The sequence below is a fragment of the Empedobacter sedimenti genome (assembly GCF_030005555.1).
Taxonomy (GTDB): domain Bacteria; phylum Bacteroidota; class Bacteroidia; order Flavobacteriales; family Weeksellaceae; genus Empedobacter; species Empedobacter sedimenti.
On sequence record NZ_JASCQG010000005.1, the window covers coordinates 65,618 to 90,317 of the forward strand.

Consider the following 24,700-nt stretch of genomic DNA (forward strand, 5'->3'; position numbering starts at 1 on the left):
AATAAATAAAAAAAGCAGCGAATCGCTGCCTTAAAAAAGTTATTTTTTCTGAAAGATTAGACTTTCATGATTTCTGCTTCTTTTTTAGTTAAAGCTTCTTCTAATTTTTTAGAAAATTTGTCTGTCAAACCTTGAACACGTGTTTCATAGTCTTTTACCATATCTTCTGAAGCTTCTTTTACGTTTTTAAGTGCTTTGTTCGCATCTTGGCGTGCATTACGAAGAGAAATTTTTGCATGTTCCATATCCGCTTTTGCCATTTTTACTAACTCTTTACGACGTTCTTCTGTTACAGGAGGAATACTAATAATAATTGTATCTCCATTGTTAGAAGGTGCAAAACCTAAATTAGCATTGATAATTGCTTTTTCGATTTCGTTGATTAAATTTCTCTCGTATGGTTGAATGCTCAATGTCATTGCATCTGGCGTATTTACATTTGCAATTTGAGTTAACGGAGATAAACTTCCGTAGTAATCAACACGTACCGAACTTAACATTGCAGGAGTAGCTTTACCTGCTCTTAATTTGTCGAATGCAACCTCTAAGTGACTTACAGTTCCTTGCATTTGCTCCTTAGCCGTTTCTAAAATGATATCTAATTCTTCCATTTCGGGATTTATTTATTTGTTACTAGAGTACCTACGTTATCTCCTAAAATTAATTTTTTCAAGTTACCTGCCGTATTCATATCAAATACAATAATAGGTAAATTATTTTCTTCACTCAAAGTAAAAGCGGTCATATCCATTACTTTTAAGTTTTTATCGTAAACTTCTTGGTAAGAAATTGTTTCGAATTTTTCTGCTGTTGAATCTTTTTCTGGATCGGCAGTATAAATTCCGTCAACACGAGTTCCTTTCAAAATAACATCAGCTTGTGTTTCAATTGCTCTCAAAACTGCTGCTGTATCTGTTGTAAAATAAGGATTTCCTGTGCCAGCACCAAAAATTACTACACGACCTTTTTCTAAATGACGCGTAGCTCTTCTTTTAATAAATGGTTCTGCAATTTGCTCCATACGAATAGCCGTTTGTAAACGTGTGTTAACACCAGCATCTTCCAAAGCTCCTTGCAATGCCATACTGTTAATCACAGTTGCTAACATTCCCATATAATCTCCTTGCACACGATCCATACCAGAAGCAACACCTTGTACACCTCTAAAAATATTACCACCTCCGATTACGATTGCCACTTCGCAACCAAGTTCTGCAACTTCTTTGATTTGTTGCGCATATTGTTTCAGCATATTTGGATCAATACCATATTGTAAATCTCCCATTAATGCTTCACCACTTAATTTAAGTAATATTCTTTTGTATTTCATTTTGTAAAAGGTTTTCTTCTGCAAATATAATTTTTCTATTCTGATTTATCCTAACGTTCGAAAATGTCTAACGCATTTTTTGTCGTAATTTCTGCAATTTCTGATGGTGTTTTACGATAAACATCAACTAATTTATCACAAACATGTGTCAAATAACTACTTTCATTACGCTTTCCACGAAACGGAACTGGTGCCAAATAAGGCGAATCTGTTTCGAGAACGATATGTTTGATATCAAAATCACCTAAAAATTGATCTATTTTACCATTTTTGAAGGTTACAACTCCACCAATTCCTAATTTCAGATTGAAATCAATTGCGCGTTGTGCATCTTCTTTTGTTCCAGAAAAGCAATGAAAAATTCCGAATAATTTTTCATCTTTCACATCCTCTAACACTTCAAAAACTTCGTTGAAAGCATCACGGCAATGAATCACAATTGGTAAATTCTTTTCTTTCGCCCATTCAATTTGCGTTTTGAAAGCATCTTGTTGTGTTTGTAGAAATTCTTTTTCCCAATATAAATCAATTCCAATTTCTCCAATCGCTTTAAATGGACGTTTATCTATCCATTCGCGCACATGAGCCAATTCGTCTTCTATTGTATCTGGATGAACCGAACACGGATGCAAACCCATCATCGCAAACATCGAATCTTGGTTCTCAGCTTCTAATGCTAACATTCTGTCCGTATAACTTTTATCAATCGCAGGCAAATAAAATCGTTCTACTCCATTTTGCTTTGCTCGTGCAATTACTTCATTTATATCATTCTCAAATTGTTCTGAATATAAATGTGTATGTGTATCAATTAACATGATTTAATTTTGATTTGAAATGCTCAATCTCTTGCTTAAAATCTACACTCGGATTTTTACGCATTACATTGTACATTTGTTCTATGGTATTCGAAATAAATTTTTGATGCGCTTCAGAATCCTCATTAAAAGGTCGATGGTTTAGCGCAATAATTAATTTTTCGATTTGTTTATTTAATTGAATAGTTTCTTCTTCAAAGTACGTTTCTGAAAATTTTTCCCAAATATAATCTACAGCCTGTTTATTTGGATGCAATAAATCATCAGCGTAAAAACGATAATCACGCAAATCGTCCATCAACAACTCGTACGACGGAAAATATGTTACATTTTCATGCTGTACAGAAACTTCGTACAAAGCACTTAACAAACGCGCTTTACTTACATTGTTTTCTACAATTCCATCTTTGATATGACGAACAGGACTTGCCGTTACAATAACTTGTGCATTCGGCGCCATTTCTTCTATAACTTTGATCGAATTTTTGATAGATTCAATAATTTCAGCTTCAGTTAACAAAACTTTCTCGAAATGTTTTTGCGGAACTTTATGACAGTTTGCTACTACAAAATCTAACTCCTTTAATTTATAAATCCACGAAGTACCCAATGTAATGAACACAACATCTGCGTCTTCAAGAAAATTGTGAGCTTCTTCTAAAGATGAATTAATCTGTTCTAAAGTTGTTGTAGCGTCTGTAGAATTGAAACTTGAATGATGATCCCAGCTAAAAAAAAGTTCGTTTAAATTAAAAATTTCTTCTGCTTGATAAAAGGTATTGGACTGAATGCGTTGCAAAGCATTTTCTATCGCAAGTGGATGAAATAGAATTCCGAATGGATTTGCTAAAACATTAAACTTAAGATTAGAAAGACGACTCGCCATTTCGTCAGCAAAACAAGATCCAAAACTGATTATTTTTTGATCATGATTTATACAAAAATCGCTTTTGCTAATATTAACTTCAGTCCTAAAAATCATTATCCTTGACGATCAATTAAAACTTCGCTTAACTCTCTTAAATGTTTTTTACGTTCTTCTGGAACATCAATTTGATCTAAGAAACTATGTGCTTTGTTTGTATACTCTCTAATTAACATTGATAATTTACGGTTTACATTCAGTTTTCTGAATAATTTTTCTACCGCATATACTTTATCTATATTATCTGTATTAGAGCTATACCAGTATAACAATTCTTCTTTTTCTTCTTCGTTTGCAGCCTCTAAAGCAGAAATATATAAAATCGTTTTCTTATTCTCAAAAATATCTCCGGCATGTTTTTTACCTAAATGTTCTAAACTTCCAAAAACATCTAAATAATCATCTTTCAATTGGTAAGCAATTCCTAAGTTAAGTCCGTATTGATACAATTTTTCAGCATCTTCTGCAGAAGCATTTCCAATTAAAGCACCTAATTTTAGAGCTGCACCTAGCAAAACACTTGTTTTTAAAGAAATCATGTAAATGTAATCCTCATAAGAAACATTCAGTTTTGTTTCATAGTTTACATCTAATTGTTGACCTTCACAAACTTCTAAAGCTGTTGTTGAGAATAATTTTGTTGCAGTTTTAAACAATTCTGGCTCTAAGTCTTCTAAAAATTGATATGCTTTGATTAACATTGCATCACCAGACAAAATCGCATCATTCAAACCATATTTTTCGTGTACAGTAGGTTTACTTCTTCTTAGAGATGCATTATCCATAATGTCATCGTGCATCAACGAGAAATTATGAAAAAACTCAATTGCTAAAGAAGGTTTTAATGCTTTTTCGATGTCTCCATCAAATAAATCTGTTCCTAATAAAGTAAGAATCGGACGAATACGTTTTCCTCCTATATTTAAAATATAATCCATTGGTTCATACAACTCGATTGGAGATTTAGAAAAAGGATTATTATCAATTGTTTGGGAAACTAATTCGTGAAATTTATCAAATGAGTACATATTATTTTTTGTAAGATTTTATATTGACACAAAGATAAGTGTTTAGAGTTAATCAAAAAATTAATCCGAGATTGATTATTACTCAATCATATTAAATACTGATAACAAAAAATGTTTAGAACAAAAATTCTAAACATTTTCCGAGAAACAATATTCTATATTATTAATTACCAAATATTTCACTAATAATTTTATAATTTCTTCTTTTCGCTTTCTGATCAAAAATATTAGACGAAACCATTATCTCGTCTACATTTGATTGAAAAATAAACTCATCAAAACTTTGCGTTAATGTATTTTTACAACCAATAAAAGACAAAGCTGTCATTCCCTTTAACATATACTTTTGCTCAGGAGAAGCTAACTCTAAATTGGTATTCTCTGGCGCTACAATTGGTTGACGTTTATCTGTAATAATATTCAGAAAACCTTGATACATCGACATAGATAAGTAATGAGCTTGTTCGTCTGTATCTGCTGCAATAATATTGACACAGGCAATTGTATAAGGTTTTTCTAAGAACTGTGAAGGCTGAAATTGAGATCGATAAATCTCTACAGCATTATGAAATTGTTGTGGCGCAAAATGTCCAGCAAACGCATAAGGCAAGCCCAACTTAGCCGCTAAGAAAGCAGAATCTGTACTTGAACCTAGAATATAAATCGGCACATTTGCTCCTTCTCCAGGAATAGCGCGTACATTACTATCGCTATTCTCTATGCTAAAATAAGTTTGTAAATTTTTAATTTCTGCTTCAAAATCATAATTCATAAAGTTTTCTCCACGACGAAGAATAGAAGCAGTTAATTGATCCGTTCCTGGCGCTCTTCCTAAGCCTAAATCAATACGATTTGGATAAAGAGCTTCTAATGTCCCAAACTGTTCTGCAACTGATAATGCCGTATGATTAGGCAACATTATTCCACCAGAACCTACCTTTATATTTTTCGTTCCTCCTGCAACATAACCTATTAATAACGATGTTGCCGCACTTGCAACATTTTGCATATTATGGTGTTCTGATAACCAATATCTTGTATAATTTAATTCGTCTACAAATTTTGCAGACTCTAATGTATTTTTAAACGTTTGATTTAGCGTTTCTCCCTCTCTCACATAAGCTAAATCAAGTACCGAATAATTTATCTTTTTTAATCTTTCCATTCAAACGTAATATTAAACTAAGTTACGAAGATTATTTTTTTCAGAAATTTTTCAATAAAAAAATCCTCTAAAAGAATTTTCAGAGGATTAGATTAAATTGAGTAATTTAACTTATAAATAGGTTTAGATAGTTCGAGAGTATAATTTGTTGTTTAGTTATAAATTAGTAATCTGTTTTTTACTATATCAAAAGTAGTTTCAATTTATAAAAAAGTACAATTTTTGGGGTGGACAAATGGGTGGACATTTCAAAAATCGATGTTAATCAATGAATTACATTTATATCATATTTTAATTGATTATAAATATTTATTTAAAAAAGAATCAATATTTCAATTTATATTTGCAAAAAAATACATGCTTAAACCATTTATTTACTTTTTTATTGGCTTAATAGTCATTCACTTCGTAACTTCATTTACTAACAAAACTTCTGAAGAAGATTTGATTAAGCTAGACTATGTTATCAACCAAAATAAAGATATAAATGATAGTGTACTTTTAAAAAAGAACTTTGAGACTTTAAGCAATAGTTCTTCTTCCTACATCCAAAAGAATTTGAATGTTATCTACTCTATTTTATTGGCTGAAGCGCATTATAAATCGATTGATAAAATAAATTCAAAATCAGATCTACTTTTTAGACACGCAAAAGAAACTACAAAAGAATTAAACAATCCAGGATTAACTATTTGGGTAAATACAAAAATTGGCTTTTATTATTACAATTTTAGCGAATATCAGAAAGCATTTCCGTATTTTATGTTTGCTTCTCGCCTTTTAGACACAAATAAACCCTCAGATATTATTCAGAAAAGTTATGTTTACAAAACAAATGCTTACTTCTTTGGTAATGTTGGTGATGTCGAAAAAAGTAAAAATTATCTAAAATCTGCTTTATCATTTACTAATAAAACGAGTAACGAATATGCAAGTATATTAAATGCAATTGGTCAAATATATTATGACAAAAAAGATTTTGATTCTGCAGAACATTATTATCTTCTTGCTCAAAAAAATGCATTAAAAAATAATGACCAATTAAGATACGCAAAGGTTTTAGGTGATTTATCATTAATCTATAATCATAGAAAAGAATATGATAAAGCGATCGATTTATTGCAAAAAGACATTGAAATTTCTGAGAAATTGAATGAAGAAAGAAACTTAATGTTTGCAAATATTAGGTTGGGTAAAATTTACTTGGATCAAGGTAAATATACTGAAGCAAAAGAGACAATTAAAAATGCTGAAAAATATGCTTCTACGAAAGAATATCTTAGAAGTTTTGAATTAGAAATAAATACATCTCTTTTACAAATTGCAATTAAAGAAAAAAATCAAGAGGAGGAATTGCGATTAAGAAGAAAAATTAATGACATTCAGAATCTTCTAAAAAACAAAAATGGTGAAGATGTTATTGATCAAATCAACTGGAATATCCAAAAAAAGAATTTTGATTATCAATTAGAGGCTCAGAAAACTAAAGCTGACAAGGCAGATTTATTGCGAAATGCACTAATTATCATTTCTATTTTATTACTCTTAATTGCCGTTTTTATTTATTTATCCTTTTCAAGAAAAATAAAAATCCAAAATTCACTTTTCGAGAACAAAGTTTTACAATTGCGCCTACAAAAATTGGAGTCTGAAAATGCGCTAAATCATACCACAAAATCATTAGACGATTATAAAATTTTCTTGACTGAAAAAAACAGACAAATTGGAGTTTTGAAACAAGAAATTGAAACAATACAACAATCTAATCAAATTTTTGGTAGTGAAAAAAACAAAGGAAAATTAAATCAATTACTTCATTCACATTTAATGACTGAGGAAAATTGGACTAATTTTAAAACAATATTTAGTTACGAACAAAAAGATTTTTGCGAATATCTGAACGCTAATTTTCCGAATTTAACAGATTCTAATCTTCGTATTATTTTTTTACAAAAACTTGGGTTGAATAATGTTGAAACATCACAAATTCTTGGAATTACAACAGACGCAGTAAAAAAAGCAAAACAACGATTGAAGAAAAAATATGAAAACTTTGATACTGTTTTTTCTGATTTTACTGATCCTGAATAGTTTATTCGATTCTTAATTTTTTTAGATTATCTCGATAATGTTCTAACAAAAGACTCTCTGTCACATAACCTACAAATTTAGTTTGTTTGGTAAGCAACATATACTCTATTTTTTTGTTCTCCATCATCTTCATTACATTTGCAGCGTTCGCAAAAACCGATGTTGAGGGCGCTTCTGTTATACAATCTAAATAGCTCTTATTTTTTGAATCATCAGAAAAAATAAATGATCTAATATTATCTAACACAATAACGCCATGTAGAGTTTGATCTTCATTAAGTACAGGTATAAAATCTTGTGTTGTTGTAGAAAATATTTCTTTAATATCCTCAATCGAATTGTAAACAGTTAACGTCTTAATATTCTTAATGTATATTGAAAACAAATCAATTTTATTGAATAGATTACGATCTTTATCCGAAGTAAAAACAATTCCTTTTTCGGCAATTGCATAGATATCCATCGAATATTTATCATAACGTTTGGAAATTGCAAAACTAATTGACGATACTAACATCAATGGAATAATTAAACCATAACCACCGGTAATTTCTGCAATTAAGAATATTGATGTTAATGGTGCGTGAAACAAACCACTTAACATTGCTGCCATGCCCACAACTGTAAAATTACCCACAGGAACATCTTTGAAACCAATTAAATTAAAAAATTTAGCCACAACATAACCTAGATAAGAACCAACAAATAATGAAGGTGCAAAATTTCCTCCATTACCTCCACTACCCAGAGTTAACCCAGTTGCAATAGCTTTGATAAGAATTGTAACTGTAACAAAAGCTAAAATAACCCATTGGTTTGTTTTAAAATCTTCTAGCAATGTATTTTTTAAAATAAATCCCGCTTCATCATTTGCTAAATATTTAATTCCTTCATATCCTTCACCAAATAAAGTCGGCACAAAAAAGATCAAAATTGCTAATGTTCCTGAACCTATTAATGCACGCCAATAGACGTTGTCAGAATATCCTCCAATTAAGTGTTCTATTCTTCTGAACATACGTGCATGATAGATAGAAACAAAACCTGCTAGCACACCAAGAATAACATAAAAAATAGTATTGTGATAATCAAATCCGAGCGCATAACGAAACGAAAGTAGCATGTTTTCTTTCAAAGTTAAATTAGCAAACAATGCTCCAGTCGCCGATGATAACAATAACGGAATAAAAGCACTTACACTCATGTCAGCTAAAACGACTTCTATCGCAAACAAAACACCTGCAATAGGTGCATTAAAAGCTGCTGAAATACCTGCTGCAACACCGCAAGCAAGCAACAATGTTCTTTCTTTGTATTTGAAACGATAATACTGAGCATAATTAGACCCAAATGCGGCACCAGTTATCGTAATTGGAGATTCAAGACCAGCAGATCCTCCCATACCAACTGTTAACGAACTTGTTAATATCTGAGCGTACATCTGCTTTTTAGGCATTATTCCAGATTTTTTTGCTACTGCAATCATAATCTGTGAGGTTCCCTTTTCTATCGATCCATCTAAGAATTTTTGGACCACGAAAACAGTCAACAAAATACCTATAATAGGTAAAATACTATTCATATACGGAAGTTTTAGAATACTTCCGATATAAATTGTAAACTCAAAAACTCTATGCGCAAAAGTTTTAAGTACAATAACTGCTAAAGCAGACGAAATAGCAACAAGTATACAAGATAAATACAGAAACTGTCTTTCTGTTAAAACTAATTTTAACAAATTCAACAAATTCTGAAAAAAATTGATTCCTCGCTTTATATATTGTAATACCTTAAATTTAGTAGATAGTTGCATTTCGCAAAGTTAATTGTCAAAACTACAATACAACAATTATACCCTAACTTTTTTTTCGTTACAATTATACTATATTTCTTAAATTTTTAACTAATTTGCATATCAATAGATTATAAATACTTATCTATTTACAAAAAAAGAATAGAATCAAAGATTTTATCCTGTAAGCTGAAAATGTACAAGATTTAAAACTTAATTTAGCAAAGAAGAAATTCTCAATCTAATTAGAAATATCGATTAAACTTATCTTATACAAATGAAACAAATTATTTTTGGAATAGTAATGTTGATTAGTTTTAACGCTTGCCAATCAACTAAAGCAACCTCAACAAAAGGTCATGACTTTAATTTTTTGGTTGGAGAATGGATCAGAACAAATGAAAAAACTGATCGAAAAACGTACGAAAGTTGGAAAAAACTAAATAATACGACCTATTTAGGATGTGGATTTACTATAAAAAATAATGATACTATTTTTCAAGAACACACAACTTTAGTGAAAGAAAATGAGAAATGGATTTTTAAAGTAAAAATGAACAAAAAAGAGACTAAAACGACTGATTTTATTCTAACCTTTTCTGATAAGAGTAGTTTTATTGTAGAAAACACTCAAAATGATTTTCCAAAAATCATTAAATATTGGAAAAATGGAACTTTATTGAACGCAGAAATTTCTAACGACGAATCGAACAAAGTTCCTTTTATTTTTGAAAAAATGAAATAACTATACTGCAGGATTTGTTAGTACAGCATAAGTAAATGCCACAACAGATAATATTATTCCTACCATAAATATTGTATAGGTAATACTTAATAGACGGTATTTTCTTTCTAACACTTTTCCTAAAAAGTACAAGTCTCGTGTCATCGAATTATACAAATAATCGCGATCTTTCATCAATTCTTCCATTGCTTCAACGTAAGCATCCAACGACATTTGATAAAAATTACCGAAAAATAAAAGATTCACTTTTTTATTTCTTACATCTTCTTCGTTAAAACTCTCGTATGTTACTTTTGGTTTTGTTGCTAAAATAGCAAACACAATAGAAACTACACTTGATAGTAGCATAACGATTGAAGGCAACAACAAATATTCATTTTTTGGACTTCCTAATTTCGGAATCAATGTAGATAAAGCTATCGATATAATAATTGCGTTAACTGATAGTAATATATTTGCCTTACTATCTGCAATATCACTTAATCTTGTATGATTATTTAACGTAACACGGAAAAGTGTATCAACGCCTCTATCTGGCTGTTGTAACTTATCATTCTTCTTTTTCTTAAGATCAAATTTATTTGGGACTTCTCCGATTACTTCAATTTCCTTAATTTTATTCTGAATTGACAAATAATTGTCTTCTTTCCCTTTTTGCCACAAATCTTTAGCCGCATCAGTATAATAATGATGAACGTTTAAGAAAAAGTTACGATTCTCTACATTCCATTCGTAATCTGTGTACTCTTTACCACAAATTTTTGCAATTTCATCACGAAGTAATTCTGCAATTTTAGAATATTCTAATTGTCCTAAATGATAATTATCGGCGTCTTTTACAATCGCCTCACCAACATTTGTCGGTATATTATGTAAAATAGTAATCAGGATATAATTTTGTACCTCTGTAATATAATTTTCATCAAAATTTTGCGCCCTAAGGTATTCTCCTGCAATATTTGCACTCTCATTTTCGTGTCCTTGCACGATTTTTGTATAACCTGTATCATGAAACCATCCAGCAATCAATAATTTTTCTTGCAGTTCTGATGAAATTTGTTCTTCTTTGCACAAAGTTTTTATAGCTTCAACAACCTTTACAGTATGCATAAAATTATGGTACGTAAAATCCAAAGAAAGATTATCTTTGAACAGATTGAAAACGTAGTTTTCTATATTTAATAACGATTGGTTCATTACAAGTTTTTAATGCTTAAATGTATGAAATTATTACCAACCCTTAACAACAAAAAGTTGAATTATCCTTTTCTGGCTTTAGTCGGTTCATGTCTTTACTTTACCTCTTGCGCTACACAGCACCCACAATATGGTAAAAATATAAAGAATGAAAAAATACAAAAAGTTGATGGAAACAAAATTCAATCCATTTATCTACTAGGCGATGCAGGAAATTTAGATGATCCTAAAAACAAGCAAAATCTTAAGATATTAAAAACAGAATTAGCAAAAGCCGATTCTGCATCTTATTTATTCTTTTTAGGAGATAACATCTACGAAAACGGAATTGTAACAGACTCTACAAAAGCTGAATATACTACAAGTAGAGAGAAACTACAATTACAAATAGATTTAGCAAAATCTTTTAAAGGAAAAACACTCTTTATTCCTGGAAATCACGATTGGAGAAATGGTATTGCTGGACTAAAAGAACAAGAAAAAATTGTAAAAAAACAACTTAATAATAAGAAGGCTTTTTTACCTAAAGATGCTTGTCCGATAGATAAAATAAATGTAAATGATAGTATCGGAATTATCGCAATTGATTCTGAATGGTATTTACAAGATTGGGATAAACATCCTCAATTAAATGAAAAATGTGACATCAAAACACGCGAAGCATTTTTTGAAGAGTTAGAATCTCAATTAAATAAATACCAAAATAGAACGACTGTCCTTACAATGCATCATCCTTTGTACTCTAACGGTACGCATGGAGGTCAATTTGATTTTAAGAAACAGTTTTATCCTTTTGGTGATGATTTTAAAATTCCTTTGCCAGTAATTGGATCTTTCCTTAATTTATTAAGAAGTACAACAGGTCTTAGCCCTCAAGACGTTAACAATTTTAAGTACAGAGAATTAGCCTCTCGAATTGCCACTTTAATAGAAAATAGAAATAATGTAATCGTTGTTTCTGGGCATGATCATAATTTACAATACATTCAGAATGAAAATGTAAAGCAAATTATTAGTGGTTCTGGATCTAAAAACGAATCTGCAAAATCTGTTGGTAAAAATGATTTTTCTTACGGAGACAAAGGTTTCGCTATTTTAGATTTATATGATAATGGCGCGTCAAAAGTTAATTTCTATGGCTACAACGAAAACGGTGCTAATCTTTTATTGTCTAAACAAGTTACAGATAAAAAGAAAGAATATTTAGCACAAGTTTACGATGATAAAAAAATGCCTAAAACAAAGGAAACTTCTGTTTATCCTTTAAATGATACAAGAAAATCTGATCCATATAAGTTTATTTTCGGAAAACATTACCGACGAACTTTTGGCCAAACTATTACTGCAAATACTGTCAACTTAGGTGAATTATATGGTGGTTTAACGCCTATTCGCATGGGAGGCGGTCACCAAACAAAAAGCTTACGTTTAACAGATAGTAAAGGACAAGAATACAATATGCGTTCGGTTAAGAAAAGTGCAACGCAATTTATTCAGCAAGTCGCTTTCAAAGATAAATATGTAGCAGATGATTTTGAGGATTCTTTCACAGAAAAATTCTTAATGGATTTTTACACAACAAATCATCCTTATTATCCTTTGGCTGTAGCAAATTTGATGAATCCGATTGGTATCATGCACTCTACTCCAAAACTTTATTATGTTCCTAAGCAAGAAGCTTTGAAAGAATATAACGAAGATTTTGGTGACGAACTTTATATGATAGAAGAACGACCAATGTCTAGTTATCAAGATGGTATTTTTGGTAAGCCAAAAGACATTGTAAGTACTGATGATATGCTTGCTGCAATCCAAAAAAACAAAGATGTTGTAGTAGACAAAGAAGCTTACATTCGTGCTCGTTTATTCGATATGTTAATTGGAGATTGGGACAGACACTCAGACCAATGGCGTTGGGGAATTTATAAAGAAGGAGACAAAACTGTTTATAAACCAATTCCACGCGATCGTGACCAAGCTTTCCCTCGTTACGATGGTCTTTTATTCAAGACTGTAATGGGTATTCCGCCACTTCGCCATATGCAAGATTTCAAAGATGATATCAAAAATGTAAAATGGTTTAACCGCGAGCCTTATCCGTTAGATTTAGCAATTCTTGAATCTTCAAATCTTGATGAATGGAAAAAACAAGCAAAATATATTCAAGATAATTTATCAGACGAATACATTAAAAAATCTTTCGAATTAATCCCACAAGAAGTTAAGCAAGATTATGATAACGAAGTCATTAAAAACTTAATCGAGCGAAAAGAAAAACTAGTAAAATTTGCAGAAGAGTATGATAAAACACTTCGCAGATTAGTTATCTTAAAAGGAACCGATGAAAATGATGAATTTATTATAACTCGTTTACCAAAAGGAAAAACGAATATAAAAATTTACTCAGGAATTGATCGTACATTAATTCTTGACGAAGATTTTGATAAAAAGGCTACAAAAGAAATTAGATTATATGGTTTAAATGGTAAGGATCAATTTAAAGTTGATGGAAAACCAAGTCAAGCTATTTTAACTCGCATTATTGGTGGAGTTGATGATGATATTTACGAAGTAAAACGTTCGTCTAAAATAAAAGTATATGATTACGCAAATGGTAGCGATGCCAAACAATCTACATTTATGACATCGACAAACTTTATGAATGATTATGAAATAAATACTTACGACTATAAACAACCTAAATATAATTTCTTTTCAATGTTACCAAACATTGGATATAACCCAGATGATGGTTTAAAAATAGGTGTATCACCAACCTATACAGTAAATGGTTTTGATCGTAAACCTTATTCGCAACGCCATAATTTACAATTAAATTACTTTTTTGCAACAGGTGGTGTTGAAGCAAAATATAAAGGTACTTTTATTAAAGCGTTAGGAAAATGGAACATGGAGCTAAACGGAATGTACACCAGCCCAACGTTTAGTACAAACTATTTCGGATTAGGTAACGAAACACTTAATAATCAAGAGCAGTTAGGAATGGACTATAATCGTGTACGTTTAGAGAGTTATAGTTTTGGTCCTTCGATTTACAAAATCATGAACAACAATGGTCGTTTAGATTTTTCTGCAATTTATAGTTACAAAAAAATCGAAGAGAATTTAGATCGTATTGTTGCCGATGTTCCTGTGAATCGCGATGTTTTTAAAGGACAACATTTTGGTGAAATCGGTGCAAAATATGTTTTCAAAAACTATGATAACGAATCTCTTCCAAAATTAGGAATGACATTTTTAGCCAATGCAAAATGGATTTCTAATTTAACTGAATTCGAACGCAATAACTTTTACACAGAGCTTAATTTAGGTTTTACACATAAAATATCTGCTAATGGTAGATTAACAGTAGCGTCTATGCTGAAAGGTAAAGCTGTTTTTGGACATTTTATGGAATTTTATCAAATGGCTAATTTAGGTGGTGATCAAGATTTACGTGGTTATCGTTTAGGTAGATTTGCAGGAGATAAAGTTTTCTTACAAACATCTGATTTAAGATTTGATGCTTTAAAATTCAAAGCAGTTGTTCCTATGCGATTAGGTATGTTTGTTGGAGCAGATTACGGACGCGTTTGGTTAAACGGCGAAGATTCTAACAAATGGCACTCTTCTATGGGAGGTGGAGTTTGGATAAACGGAGCCGAAACTATCACAGCTAGTGTTTCTTACTTTAAAGGAGAAGACCCTGGACGTATCGTTTTCGGACTAAACTTCGGATTCTAAAATAGAAAATTTCAGAATAATTTAATAATAAAAAATAAGCTTCAATTTTATGAAGCTTATTTTTTTTGAACATATTTTTTAATCGATTGCATCATGTTAATCCAAGCGTTTTCTGAATGTGAGCGTTCAAACTCGTCAACAAAATCTTTTCCTTCAATCGATAAATAAGTAAAATTACCTGAAGGTTTAAGACTAAAAATTACTTCGATTTCATGATTAGCATTTTGTTTTTTGTAATTGTATCGCAAACGTTCGTTTTCTAAGATAGAAGTAATCAAAGCCTCGTCAACAATTGTTTCTTCATTTCGTTGTGTTACAAATTGTATTGCACCTCCTACTTTCCATTCATTGCACGTCATTTTTATGTTTTCAAAACAAGCTGAAAAAGCTTGTTCATCAGTCAAAACTTTCCAAATACTATCAGCAGAACTATCTATTGATATATTCAATAAAACTACCTCATTCATTTATTCTTTGTATTTTATATAATTATTCAATCCATTTTTATAATTAATCGAAACTCTTACTGCTAACAATCCATTAATTCCTTGTAAATCATCAATTTCTAAGTACTCAATATCGTTTTTCAAATAATTAAGTTCAATTAATTTCGAGAAGTATTCTGTATATTCATCTCTCAAAACATCTTCACTGTAAATTACACAGACTTTACCTGGTTGATTAACACGTTCGTCCGTATCCTTAATAAATGCTTTACTAATTCTTTTCTTTATGATTTCGTATTTTGCATTATTGTAACCATTTACATCAAAGCGCTTTTCATCCATTTTAAACAAAATATCTAATGTAGAATTCGTGGAAAAAATAAGCGAAGCTACATCAATTTTAAGTGGCATTTTTTTACGTTCTTCTTTGTAAGCTTGCTCCAAAGCAATAGTTGCTTGTAATTGCCAAAATCTTATTTCTTTAACTTTTAGATAATTAAACTTAATATGAGGCGATATACTACGACCTACATATAAATTATAATCAATTCCATCTGTTTTAAATCGTTCGTAATAATGTGGGAAAATTTGTTGTGCCTGAACTTGAAAAGCGTCTAATTTGGATGACAAAAGTGAATTTATCATCACAATTGAATGATCAAATTTTTTGCGTTCTACATAAAACAAACCAGTTGTAGTGTCTAATTTTCTCAAGTATTTTTCGATAATACTTTTATCGTCCTCTTTGGCGTATTTAGGAATTTCTGGATGAATGTTAAGCGAGATATAATCGAATAATTCTGATTCGAAATAAATTTTATCTACATTATCAATTCTATCCAAAAAATCTTGTAAATGATTAATATTATCTAAAAATTTCTCCTTACGAGTACGATTATATAATTCGCCACAAATTTTAATTAAATATTCAATTTGATTTTGATAATCAATTCGCATACATTGATTTCGAATTGTAGAAGAATTTCTTACATCAATCTCTCCATACATCGGATATACATTCTGAAATGAAATCTGAGATTTCTGTTTTGTGTTAGAAGTTTTCAATAAATGATCTTTCGCTTTTTGACGAAACTTCCACTCTACACTCGGGTGCAACGACGTATACTCGGTTTGTATATATGCATTGATTTGATTCTCAAAATCAATTCCATATCGATAAATCGATTCTTCTAATAAAGGTGTAATTTCGGATAACAAATTCGCGTTAATACGATTAAAAACGCCTGGTTTACGAGAAGCAACTTCTAAAACACCAAGACAATCGTTTCCATTTTTCAGCGGATAAATAATTAAACTCTTTAAACCTTGTTGATGGACTATATTCAATAATTTATCGTCTGGATATTTCTCTAACATCGCATCAATATTAGAAACTACATAATAATCAGACTTACTAATTTTATTCTGAAGGTTGGTGCAAGCAATCTCATTCATTCGTACACTTGACTTTTTATTGACAATGAAACTCATGTTAACATGTTCTAGTGTACTATTCTCTAACAATTCTCTGTCCGAATTATAAGAAGAAAATCCTACTTCTAAATCGCCAATCTTGAAAATTGATTTCATTGCCGAAACAATATCATTTTTGACTGCATCAAACTGTTCACCAAAAGTGATCAATTTACTTTTCAGGTTAGACATTGCAATTTCAGTCGTATTATCAAAAAATGAAACAAGATTGAAACCTTTTGCTATATAAGATTGTGGCGGAAAATAATCTCTCCACATCATAGTATCTTCATAGCTATTTAACAAATTATCAATTTGCTCTTCTGTTAATTCATATTTTTTATCAGCTGGATAAATTTGAAAATAATCGTGATTAATATCTGTACCCAAATAAGTGATAAAACCTTCTTTATTCTCTATTTCTAACTGATTTGCAAAATTAAAATCTAAATTAACATTATAATATTTAGACAAAATGAAACAGCACGAAAATTTATATAATGTATCTTGATCTAAATTAGAAAAACTAAGCTTTAATTTAGAATGTCTGTTATCAATTAATTCTTTTAAACGATCTGTTGCAAAAATAAATTTATCCGAAAATGGAAATGTAATTGCTTTTAAATTATATTTCATCAACGGTTTCGGAATTATTTTCTCTATAATTGGATGCACTTCATTTACCAATCTTTCAAATTCTACATAAGAATCCACTCCACTTATAATTTCAGGTTTGGTTTCTTTTAAATAATCTAAAAAAACTTTAAACTCTCCAAAATTATATTCAGAATTCTCTAACTCATTGATTAATGACTCAAATGAATAAACAATTTTAATTGGTAAATTTTCGATCATATTCTCCCTCATATAGCTGTAAAAATCAAAAGACTACTTTTACAAAAGTAGTCTTTTTAAGCTGAAATCTTTTATATTATTAACGTGTAAAAATCAATGTTTCGTTTGATGAAAGGTTTTCATCAAAACGATAACCATCCACATTGTAGGCTTTTACTTCGTCTAAAGTAGTTACATTATTTTCTGCACAGTATCTTGCCATTGCTCCACGAGCATGTTTAAAATACATCATTATTTTCTTTAATTCTCCATTTTTATAATCTTGAAATTCTACATCATAAACCTGAACTTTCAGCGATTTTCTATCCAAAACTTTTGCATATTCGTTACTTGCTAAGTTTAAGATAAATTCGCCTTTTTTTAATTTCGAATTTACGAATGGAGTCAAAGTTTCTTTCCAAAATCCATATAAATTTTTAGAACCATTGACATCTAATTTCGAACCCATTTCTAAACGATACAACATTACTTTATCAGATGGACGAAGAATGCCATACAATCCCGAAAGTAAAAATGCATTTTTATTAAGATAGTTAATCGCTTCATCATTCAAAGTGGAAGCATCTAAACCTCTGTACACTTCTCCTTTAAAAGCTAATGCAGCCGGAATTGCCTTTTTAGCTGTTGGTTTTATATTCCAAACCTGATTACGTTCTACATTCATATCTGCTATATCTTTAGAAATTTTCATTAATTTTTCTAAATCTGTAGCATTCATTTCTTTCATCACATTCATAATCTCCTCAGATTGTTCAAGAAACTGCGGTGTTGTAGCTTTCCACTTAACATCAGTTTCAAGATTCATCATCTTAGCTGGAGAAAGTAATATTTTCATAAAAATTAGTCTTTAAATTATTATAAATATTCCTCAATATCACCTTTACCTTCGCGCAAAACTTCTACTCCATCTGTCATATCAACAACAGTTGAAGCTACATTGTCACCATAACCACTATCAATCACAGCATCGACTAATTTATCCCATTTCTCGTAAATTAATTCAGGATCAGTTGTATATTCTACAATTTCGTCTTCATCATAAATAGATGTAGATGCAATAGGATTACCAAGTTTTTCAACAATCATTTGCGGAACTTGATGATCTGGAACACGAATACCAACAGTTTTTTTACCCTTATAAGCTATTGGTAAATTACGCGAGGCATTCATTACAAATGTAAATGGTCCTGGTAATGCACGTTTTAAGATTTTGAACGTAGAATTATCAATCGGCAAAGTATATTGAGACAAATGACTCAGGTCGTTACAAACAATAGAAAATTGAGATTTTTCTAATTTAACTCCTTTCAATCGAGCTAATTTTTCCATTGCTTTGATATTGGTAATATCACAACCTAAACCATATACAGTATCCGAAGGATAAATAATTAAACCTCCGTTTTGTAAAATTTTCACCACTTGATCAATAGCTTTTTCTTGTGGATTTTCGGGATGAATTCTGATATACTCTGCCATAATCATTTGTTTAGTCAAAGATACGAAATTGACAACAAATCTTACGTTAAGCAAATTTTAGTTTTTGATTGACCGATTGATAAAATCAATAAAAAAGCCTTCTAAAAAAATAGAAGGCTTGAATTTTATCTCGATTCGAAAAATTATTTATTCTTTAAAATTTCGTGGAAAACAGTTTGAGCTGAGAAAATTCTGTTCGTTGCTTCATCAATAACAATAGAACGATCAGAATCTAAGACTTCATCTGAAACCACTACATTACGACGAACTGGCAAACAATGCATAAATTTTCCGTTATTTGTTAAATTCATTTTATCCATTGTCACTTCCCAATCTTTATCACCATCATTTACTTGACCATAATTTTCGTAAGAAGACCAGTTTTTTGCATAGACAAAATCAGCATCTTTCAATGCTTCATCTTGATCATAAGCAATCGTTGCTCCATCAGTAAATTTTGGATCTAATTCATATCCTTTAGGTTGAACAACTGTAAAATCTACCCAATCTACTTTAGAAAACCATTGAGCAAAAGAATTCGGTACAGCTTGTGGCAAACGACGAGGATGCGGTGCCCAAGTCATCACAACTTTCACTTTCTTTTCAAGTTTTGTCCCAGGAGTATAACCCGTTTTCTCTGCAATTGTTATCAAATCTGCAAAAGATTGTAAAGGATGTAATGTAGCACTTTCTAACGAAACTACTGGAACAGAAGATAACTCTTTCACTTTATTGAACATGATTTCGTTATAATCTTCATCACGATCTACTAATTTCGGAAAAGTACGAACTCCTAAAACATCACAATACGCACTCATTACCTGAATTGCTTCTTTGATATGTTCTTGAGAATCTCCGTTCATCACAGCACCATCAGCCATTTCCAATGTCCAAGAATCTGCTCCAGCATTCAAAACCCAAGCATTTGCCCCAAGATTATAAGCCGCTTTAATTGAACTTAGACGTGTACGTAAACTTGGATTAAAGAAAATTAAACCAATTGTTTTGTTTTTACCAACTTCTTGCTGAGCAAAAGGATTTGCTTTAATTTCTAAGGCTGTTTTTAGTAATTCGTCGATGTTTTCTACATCATAAACCGAAGTAAATTGTTTCATAATTGAGAAGAATCTTTTGTTTTTATTTGTGCTACAAAATTAGTTGAAACAATTTATAAAATAGGTTTATTCTTCAATAATTTTTCCATTAAAACAACGTCAATTCATCTTGTGGACCACGAATATCTATATCTAAATCATTGTTTAATTTTTTGATAAAATATTTAGCTAACATGGGCGATTCTAACTCTAAATTTTGATGAATAAAGAAATACAATTTCTGCAATCCTTCTGCTTTCCAAAGTTTAATTGTTTCAATCCATTCATCTAAACGTTCATAATCGGATGGAATATTTGCTCCAACAAAACGCACAAAAGCTTCATTCGAAGTCAATCGCATATGCACCATATCTCGCCTACCCGCTGTATCTACAATAATATTTGAAATGTTATGCTTTTCTAATAACGAAACTAATTGATTAAAATTTCCTTCATTCGAAAACCAATCTTCATGACGAAGTTCTACAGCTAACGGATAACCTTTCGGAAAATTTTGAATGAAATTTTCTAATTTTTCAAAATCTTTTGGCGCAAAATTTTCGTGCATTTGCAAGAAAATCATTCCTAATTTTTCTTCAAACAACGCAACTGCATCCAAATATTGATTCAATTTATCTGTCACATTTTGCAATCGACCATAATGACTAATACTTTGTGGTATTTTCGGAAAAAATTTAAAGTCTTTTGGCGTTTTATTCGCCCAAGTTTCTACATTTTCTTTACTCGGCGAACGATAATATGTCGCATTTAGCTCGATACTATTAAATTGAGTAGAATAATAACTCAATTCATCTTTTGTTTTAGGCGGATAAAAATTCTTCAAATCTGTCTTATTCCATTTCGCACAGCCTACATATACTTCGAAGTTATCTGATTTATCAGCTTTATTCAACAAATCAATCGTTTCTTTTGGCGTTTTTGGCAATGTAAAATCAACCAATTCTGGGTTTTCTACTTTTCCGAATTTCATCTTTCTAAATTTGAACGAAAATTAAGCAATTATAAGCAGTTCTCAAGATCTATTTTACGACAAAATGTCAGAAAAATTTCATTTGGAATATCTTTTGAAAATTAAAATTCTACTCAATGAGTCTACAATAACACATACTAATTATTAAAACATAAAAAATACAATAACGATGAATAAAGGAAATATTAATGTTTCGGTAGAGAATATCTTTCCATTAATTAAGAAGTTTTTATACAGCGATCACGAAATCTTTTTGCGTGAATTAATTTCGAATGCTTCTGACGCAACCCTGAAATTAAAGCATTTAACAAGTATTGGTGATGCAAAAGTAGAATACGGAAATCCAAAAATTGAGGTAAAAATCAATAAAGATGATAATACTTTACACATTATTGACCAAGGTTTGGGAATGACAGCTGATGAAGTGGAGAAATACATCAATCAAGTAGCGTTTTCTGGAGCGGAAGAATTTATCAATCAACACCAAGATGCGGACGGAATTATCGGACATTTTGGTTTAGGTTTTTATTCTGCGTTTATGGTTGCGGATAAAGTGGAAATCATTACAAAATCATATAAAGACGAGCCTGCAGTTCATTGGACATGTGATGGTTCACCTGAATTTACCTTAGAAAATTCGGATAAAACTGAGCGTGGAACTGAAATCGTTTTACACATTGCCGAAGATTCAAAAGAGTTTTTAGACGAATGGAAAATCCGTGAATTATTGAATAAATACAATAAATTCATGCCAATTCCAATCAAATTTGGAACGAAAAAAGAAACACTTCCTTTACCAGAAGGAGCTGCAGAAGATGCAAAACCTGAGGAAATCGAAGTTGATGATATTATCAATAATACAAATCCGGCTTGGACAAAAGTGCCATCTGAATTATCTGACGAAGATTATCAAAATTTCTACAGAGAATTGTATCCAATGCAATTTGAAGAACCTTTATTCCACATTCATTTAAATGTTGATTATCCATTTAATTTGACTGGAATTTTGTTCTTCCCAAAATTAGGAAACAACATCAATATTGATAAAGATCGTATTCAATTGTACCAAAATCAAGTGTTTGTAACTGACGAAGTGAAAGGAATCGTACCTGATTTCTTGATGTTATTGCGTGGTGTGATTGATTCTCCAGATATTCCGTTGAATGTTTCTCGTTCGTACTTGCAAGCTGATGGAGCTGTGAAGAAAATTTCAGCTCACATTACGAAAAAAGTGGCGGATAAAATGTCTTCATTAATGAATCAAAATCGTGAAGATTACGAGCAAAAATGGAACGATATTAAAGTTGTCATTGAATACGGAATGATTTCAGAAGATAAATTCTTCGAAAAGTCTGACAAATTTGCATTGTATCCAACAGTTGATGGTAAATATTTCACTTGGGACGAATTGAATGTTGCAATCAAAGACAATCAAACCAATAAAGACGGAAAATTAGTTATTCTTTATGCTTCTGATGTTGATGGACAAGATCAATACATTCAAATTGCGAAAGAAAAAGGTTATGAAGTAATTTTATTAGATTCTCCTATTTCTTCTCACTTGATTCAGAAGTTAGAATCTACAAAAGAAAATGTAACATTTGTTCGTGTTGATGCGGATCATATCAATAATTTGATTGAAAAAGATGAAGTTAAAATTTCTAAATTATCTGATGATGATAAAGAAAAATTGAAAACTGAAATCACAGAATCAATCAACAATAAATCATATACAATTCAATTGGAAGATTTATCTGGAACAGATGCGCCTTTCATCATTACGCAATCAGAATTTATGCGTCGAATGAAAGACATGCAAGCTTCTGGTGGAGCTGGAATGTTCGGAATGGGTAATTTCCCAGAAATGTATAATGTTGTTGTGAATGCAAACTCAGATTTAGCAACAGAGATTTTAGCTAAAGATTCGAAAGAAGAAAAAGATGCGTTGATTAACCAAGCATTAGATTTAGCAAAATTATCACAAGGTTTGTTAAAAGGTAAAGAGTTAACAAATTTTATCAATAGAAGTTTTAAGAACATTAAATAATCTCAGAACACTATATTTTAGTAGTCTTAAACTTAAAATCCAGCACATAATGTGCTGGATTTTTTATTTGTAATAGAATTATTGATGTGTTAAACTTTTAAAATTAATTTGAAATAATTTGCAAAACATGATTTTTATCATTAATTTTACATCAAGGAATTATCAATTATTCGTTCTCATCTTTAAAATAGTTAGTTGTTTTAAAACAGAACATTAAAATTAATGATTGTTTTTCCCTAAAATAACGAAATTTTTAAGCCGACAGAGAATTTCTATAATAAGGTAGAAATTAATTCAAATCATTATCAAAAATTTCGGGAAGGATTTCAAGAAATTGAAATCCTTTTTAAACAGAAGTTCTTTTAAATTGATTCTGCTCATTTAGTCATATTTACAAATATAAGTTCATTATAAACGTTCCAGTTTATTCTATATTTAATTGTGAGCAATTTTAATTTATAATTATATAACAACATTTGTCCTTAATTATGAATCTGATATAATCCCGTAAGATTATATTTATCAATACAATAAAAGAACAATTAAACAATGGTTTTACTCAAAAGAAAGAGTTTGACATTGGGAAGGATTTCAAGAGATTGAAATCCTTTTTTTGTGTTATTACCTATTATAACAAAAAAAGAGCGACAAATATGTCGCTCTTTCATTATCTATATCAGAATATTATTATTCTTGTGATACAATTTTAGCAGATAAATACTCACGGTTCATACGTGCGATGTTATCTAAAGAAATTCCTTTTGGACATTCAACTTCACAAGCTCCTGTATTTGTACAGTTACCGAAACCTTCTAAATCCATTTGCGCAACCATTTTTTGAGCACGACGAGCAGCTTCTACTTGTCCTTGTGGTAACAATGCAAATTGAGAAACTTTTGCTCCTACGAATAACATTGCAGATCCATTCTTACAAGTCGCAACACAAGCTCCACAACCAATACAAGTTGCAGCATCAAATGCTTCATCAGCATGCATTTTGTTAACAGGAATATTGTTTGCATCCACTGTTTTACCTGAAGTATTAACAGAGATATATCCACCTGCTTGCTGGATACGATCAAATGATGAACGGTCTACAATTAAATCTTTAATTACTGGAAATGCAGCAGATCTCCATGGCTCGATGTAAATCGTTTCTCCATCTTTGAACATACGCATATGTAATTGACAAGTTGTAACACCTCTATCTGGTCCGTGTGCTTCACCATTGATGAATAAAGAACACATACCACAAATACCTTCACGACAATCGTGGTCGAAAGCAACTGGCTCTTTTCCTTCTTCAATTAATTGCTCGTTTAATAAATCAAGCATTTCTAAGAAAGAAGAATCAGTAGAAACATCTTTTAAGGAATATGTTTCCATGTTTCCTTGAGCATTAGCGTTTTTTTGACGCCAAATTTTCAGCGTTATGCTGATTGTTTTTGATGATGCCATAATTCTATATGATATTTTGACATTT

At 30.6% G+C, this 24,700-nt stretch carries 19 protein-coding genes; 4 read left to right on the top strand and 15 right to left on the bottom strand.

Annotated features, from left to right (window positions below; all coding sequences use genetic code 11):
- Positions 1 to 56 precede the first annotated feature (56 nt).
- The 6 genes from frr to QHG34_RS06700 form a co-directional block, all read right to left on the bottom strand.
- Positions 57 to 611: a ribosome recycling factor gene (frr, locus tag QHG34_RS06675; protein WP_282629426.1), complete on the bottom strand. Its 555-nt coding sequence runs from the start codon at positions 609 to 611 to the stop codon at positions 57 to 59.
- Between the two features lie 8 nt (positions 612 to 619).
- Positions 620 to 1,330 carry a UMP kinase gene (gene pyrH / locus QHG34_RS06680; RefSeq protein ID WP_282629427.1) on the bottom strand — a complete coding sequence of 237 codons (711 nt, stop codon included), beginning with the start codon at positions 1,328 to 1,330 and terminating at the stop codon, positions 620 to 622.
- 50 nt (positions 1,331 to 1,380) lie between these two features.
- Positions 1,381 to 2,148 (bottom strand): TatD family hydrolase, encoded by a 768-nt coding sequence (locus tag QHG34_RS06685; RefSeq protein ID WP_282629428.1) that lies wholly within the window; start codon positions 2,146 to 2,148, stop codon positions 1,381 to 1,383.
- Entirely contained in the window at positions 2,138 to 3,130 is a 993-nt protein-coding gene (locus tag QHG34_RS06690; protein ID WP_282629429.1) for a GSCFA domain-containing protein, read from the bottom strand. The genes QHG34_RS06685 and QHG34_RS06690 overlap by 11 nt, the downstream gene beginning before the upstream one ends.
- On the bottom strand, positions 3,130 to 4,101 hold the full coding sequence (locus QHG34_RS06695) for a polyprenyl synthetase family protein (RefSeq protein WP_282629430.1): 972 nt from the start codon (positions 4,099 to 4,101) through the stop codon (positions 3,130 to 3,132). The genes QHG34_RS06690 and QHG34_RS06695 overlap by 1 nt, the downstream gene beginning before the upstream one ends.
- Positions 4,102 to 4,264: 163 nt before the next feature.
- Positions 4,265 to 5,266: an LLM class flavin-dependent oxidoreductase gene (locus QHG34_RS06700; RefSeq protein ID WP_282629431.1), complete on the bottom strand. Its 1,002-nt coding sequence runs from the start codon at positions 5,264 to 5,266 to the stop codon at positions 4,265 to 4,267.
- Positions 5,267 to 5,623: 357 nt separating this feature from the next.
- On the opposite strand from QHG34_RS06700, the gene QHG34_RS06705 reads away from it, so the two are divergent.
- Positions 5,624 to 7,357 (top strand): tetratricopeptide repeat protein, encoded by a 1,734-nt coding sequence (locus tag QHG34_RS06705; RefSeq protein ID WP_282629432.1) that lies wholly within the window; start codon positions 5,624 to 5,626, stop codon positions 7,355 to 7,357.
- Position 7,358: 1 nt separating this feature from the next.
- Here the strand turns inward: QHG34_RS06705 and QHG34_RS06710 are convergent, their stop codons facing one another.
- Complete coding sequence (locus QHG34_RS06710) at positions 7,359 to 9,170, bottom strand: chloride channel protein (RefSeq protein ID WP_282629433.1); 1,812 nt, start codon at positions 9,168 to 9,170, stop codon at positions 7,359 to 7,361.
- A gap of 256 nt (positions 9,171 to 9,426) precedes the next feature.
- On the opposite strand from QHG34_RS06710, the gene QHG34_RS06715 reads away from it, so the two are divergent.
- Positions 9,427 to 9,894, top strand: a complete 468-nt coding sequence (locus QHG34_RS06715; RefSeq protein ID WP_282629434.1) for a DUF6265 family protein — start codon at positions 9,427 to 9,429, stop codon at positions 9,892 to 9,894.
- On the opposite strand, the gene QHG34_RS06720 is transcribed toward QHG34_RS06715, so the two are convergent.
- The gene (locus QHG34_RS06720) at positions 9,895 to 11,091 is read right to left on the bottom strand and encodes a Pycsar system effector family protein (protein WP_282629435.1); all 1,197 of its coding nucleotides are present in this window, start codon (positions 11,089 to 11,091) and stop codon (positions 9,895 to 9,897) included.
- A 24-nt stretch (positions 11,092 to 11,115) separates the two neighbouring features.
- Here QHG34_RS06720 and QHG34_RS06725 point away from each other — a divergent pair, with 24 nt between their 5' ends.
- Positions 11,116 to 14,835, top strand: a complete 3,720-nt coding sequence (locus QHG34_RS06725; protein ID WP_282629436.1) for a metallophosphoesterase — start codon at positions 11,116 to 11,118, stop codon at positions 14,833 to 14,835.
- 56 nt (positions 14,836 to 14,891) lie between these two features.
- Here QHG34_RS06725 and QHG34_RS06730 read toward each other — a convergent pair whose 3' ends face one another.
- From QHG34_RS06730 to QHG34_RS06755, 6 genes are all read right to left on the bottom strand, one after another.
- On the bottom strand, positions 14,892 to 15,302 hold the full coding sequence (locus QHG34_RS06730; RefSeq protein WP_282629437.1) for an SRPBCC domain-containing protein: 411 nt from the start codon (positions 15,300 to 15,302) through the stop codon (positions 14,892 to 14,894).
- On the bottom strand, positions 15,303 to 17,621 hold the full coding sequence (locus QHG34_RS06735; RefSeq protein WP_282629438.1) for a GAF domain-containing protein: 2,319 nt from the start codon (positions 17,619 to 17,621) through the stop codon (positions 15,303 to 15,305). It abuts the gene before it with no gap.
- Positions 17,622 to 17,688: 67 nt separating this feature from the next.
- Positions 17,689 to 18,444: a peroxide stress protein YaaA gene (gene yaaA, locus QHG34_RS06740; RefSeq protein ID WP_282629439.1), complete on the bottom strand. Its 756-nt coding sequence runs from the start codon at positions 18,442 to 18,444 to the stop codon at positions 17,689 to 17,691.
- 20 nt (positions 18,445 to 18,464) lie between these two features.
- A complete protein-coding gene (locus QHG34_RS06745; protein WP_282629440.1) occupies positions 18,465 to 19,085 on the bottom strand; it encodes an L-threonylcarbamoyladenylate synthase in 621 nt (206 codons plus the stop codon).
- A gap of 143 nt (positions 19,086 to 19,228) precedes the next feature.
- Positions 19,229 to 20,200 (bottom strand): N-acetylornithine carbamoyltransferase, encoded by a 972-nt coding sequence (locus tag QHG34_RS06750; RefSeq protein WP_282629441.1) that lies wholly within the window; start codon positions 20,198 to 20,200, stop codon positions 19,229 to 19,231.
- Between the two features lie 88 nt (positions 20,201 to 20,288).
- Positions 20,289 to 21,170, bottom strand: coding sequence for a DUF72 domain-containing protein (locus QHG34_RS06755; protein WP_282629442.1), 882 nt, complete (start codon positions 21,168 to 21,170; stop codon positions 20,289 to 20,291).
- A gap of 169 nt (positions 21,171 to 21,339) precedes the next feature.
- Between QHG34_RS06755 and htpG the strand changes: the two genes are divergently transcribed.
- The gene (gene htpG / locus QHG34_RS06760; protein WP_282629443.1) at positions 21,340 to 23,217 is read left to right on the top strand and encodes a molecular chaperone HtpG; all 1,878 of its coding nucleotides are present in this window, start codon (positions 21,340 to 21,342) and stop codon (positions 23,215 to 23,217) included.
- Between the two features lie 687 nt (positions 23,218 to 23,904).
- On the opposite strand, the gene QHG34_RS06765 is transcribed toward htpG, so the two are convergent.
- Entirely contained in the window at positions 23,905 to 24,675 is a 771-nt protein-coding gene (locus QHG34_RS06765; RefSeq protein WP_282629444.1) for a succinate dehydrogenase/fumarate reductase iron-sulfur subunit, read from the bottom strand.
- Positions 24,676 to 24,700: the final 25 nt, after the last annotated feature.

Excerpts from the sequence above, each read along its gene's own strand:
- frr (WP_282629426.1), bottom strand. The coding sequence starts at position 611 with ATGGAAGAATTAGATATCATTTTAGAAACGGCTAAGGAGCAAATGCAA.
- pyrH (WP_282629427.1), bottom strand. The coding sequence starts at position 1,330 with ATGAAATACAAAAGAATATTACTTAAATTAAGTGGTGAAGCATTAATG.
- QHG34_RS06685 (WP_282629428.1), bottom strand. The coding sequence starts at position 2,148 with ATGTTAATTGATACACATACACATTTATATTCAGAACAATTTGAGAAT.
- QHG34_RS06690 (WP_282629429.1), bottom strand. The coding sequence starts at position 3,130 with ATGATTTTTAGGACTGAAGTTAATATTAGCAAAAGCGATTTTTGTATA.
- QHG34_RS06695 (WP_282629430.1), bottom strand. The coding sequence starts at position 4,101 with ATGTACTCATTTGATAAATTTCACGAATTAGTTTCCCAAACAATTGAT.
- QHG34_RS06700 (WP_282629431.1), bottom strand. The coding sequence starts at position 5,266 with ATGGAAAGATTAAAAAAGATAAATTATTCGGTACTTGATTTAGCTTAT.
- QHG34_RS06705 (WP_282629432.1), top strand. The coding sequence starts at position 5,624 with ATGCTTAAACCATTTATTTACTTTTTTATTGGCTTAATAGTCATTCAC.
- QHG34_RS06710 (WP_282629433.1), bottom strand. The coding sequence starts at position 9,170 with ATGCAACTATCTACTAAATTTAAGGTATTACAATATATAAAGCGAGGA.
- QHG34_RS06715 (WP_282629434.1), top strand. The coding sequence starts at position 9,427 with ATGAAACAAATTATTTTTGGAATAGTAATGTTGATTAGTTTTAACGCT.
- QHG34_RS06720 (WP_282629435.1), bottom strand. The coding sequence starts at position 11,091 with ATGAACCAATCGTTATTAAATATAGAAAACTACGTTTTCAATCTGTTC.
- QHG34_RS06725 (WP_282629436.1), top strand. The coding sequence starts at position 11,116 with ATGAAATTATTACCAACCCTTAACAACAAAAAGTTGAATTATCCTTTT.
- QHG34_RS06730 (WP_282629437.1), bottom strand. The coding sequence starts at position 15,302 with ATGAATGAGGTAGTTTTATTGAATATATCAATAGATAGTTCTGCTGAT.
- QHG34_RS06735 (WP_282629438.1), bottom strand. The coding sequence starts at position 17,621 with ATGAGGGAGAATATGATCGAAAATTTACCAATTAAAATTGTTTATTCA.
- yaaA (WP_282629439.1), bottom strand. The coding sequence starts at position 18,444 with ATGAAAATATTACTTTCTCCAGCTAAGATGATGAATCTTGAAACTGAT.
- QHG34_RS06745 (WP_282629440.1), bottom strand. The coding sequence starts at position 19,085 with ATGGCAGAGTATATCAGAATTCATCCCGAAAATCCACAAGAAAAAGCT.
- QHG34_RS06750 (WP_282629441.1), bottom strand. The coding sequence starts at position 20,200 with ATGAAACAATTTACTTCGGTTTATGATGTAGAAAACATCGACGAATTA.
- QHG34_RS06755 (WP_282629442.1), bottom strand. The coding sequence starts at position 21,170 with ATGAAATTCGGAAAAGTAGAAAACCCAGAATTGGTTGATTTTACATTG.
- htpG (WP_282629443.1), top strand. The coding sequence starts at position 21,340 with ATGAATAAAGGAAATATTAATGTTTCGGTAGAGAATATCTTTCCATTA.
- QHG34_RS06765 (WP_282629444.1), bottom strand. The coding sequence starts at position 24,675 with ATGGCATCATCAAAAACAATCAGCATAACGCTGAAAATTTGGCGTCAA.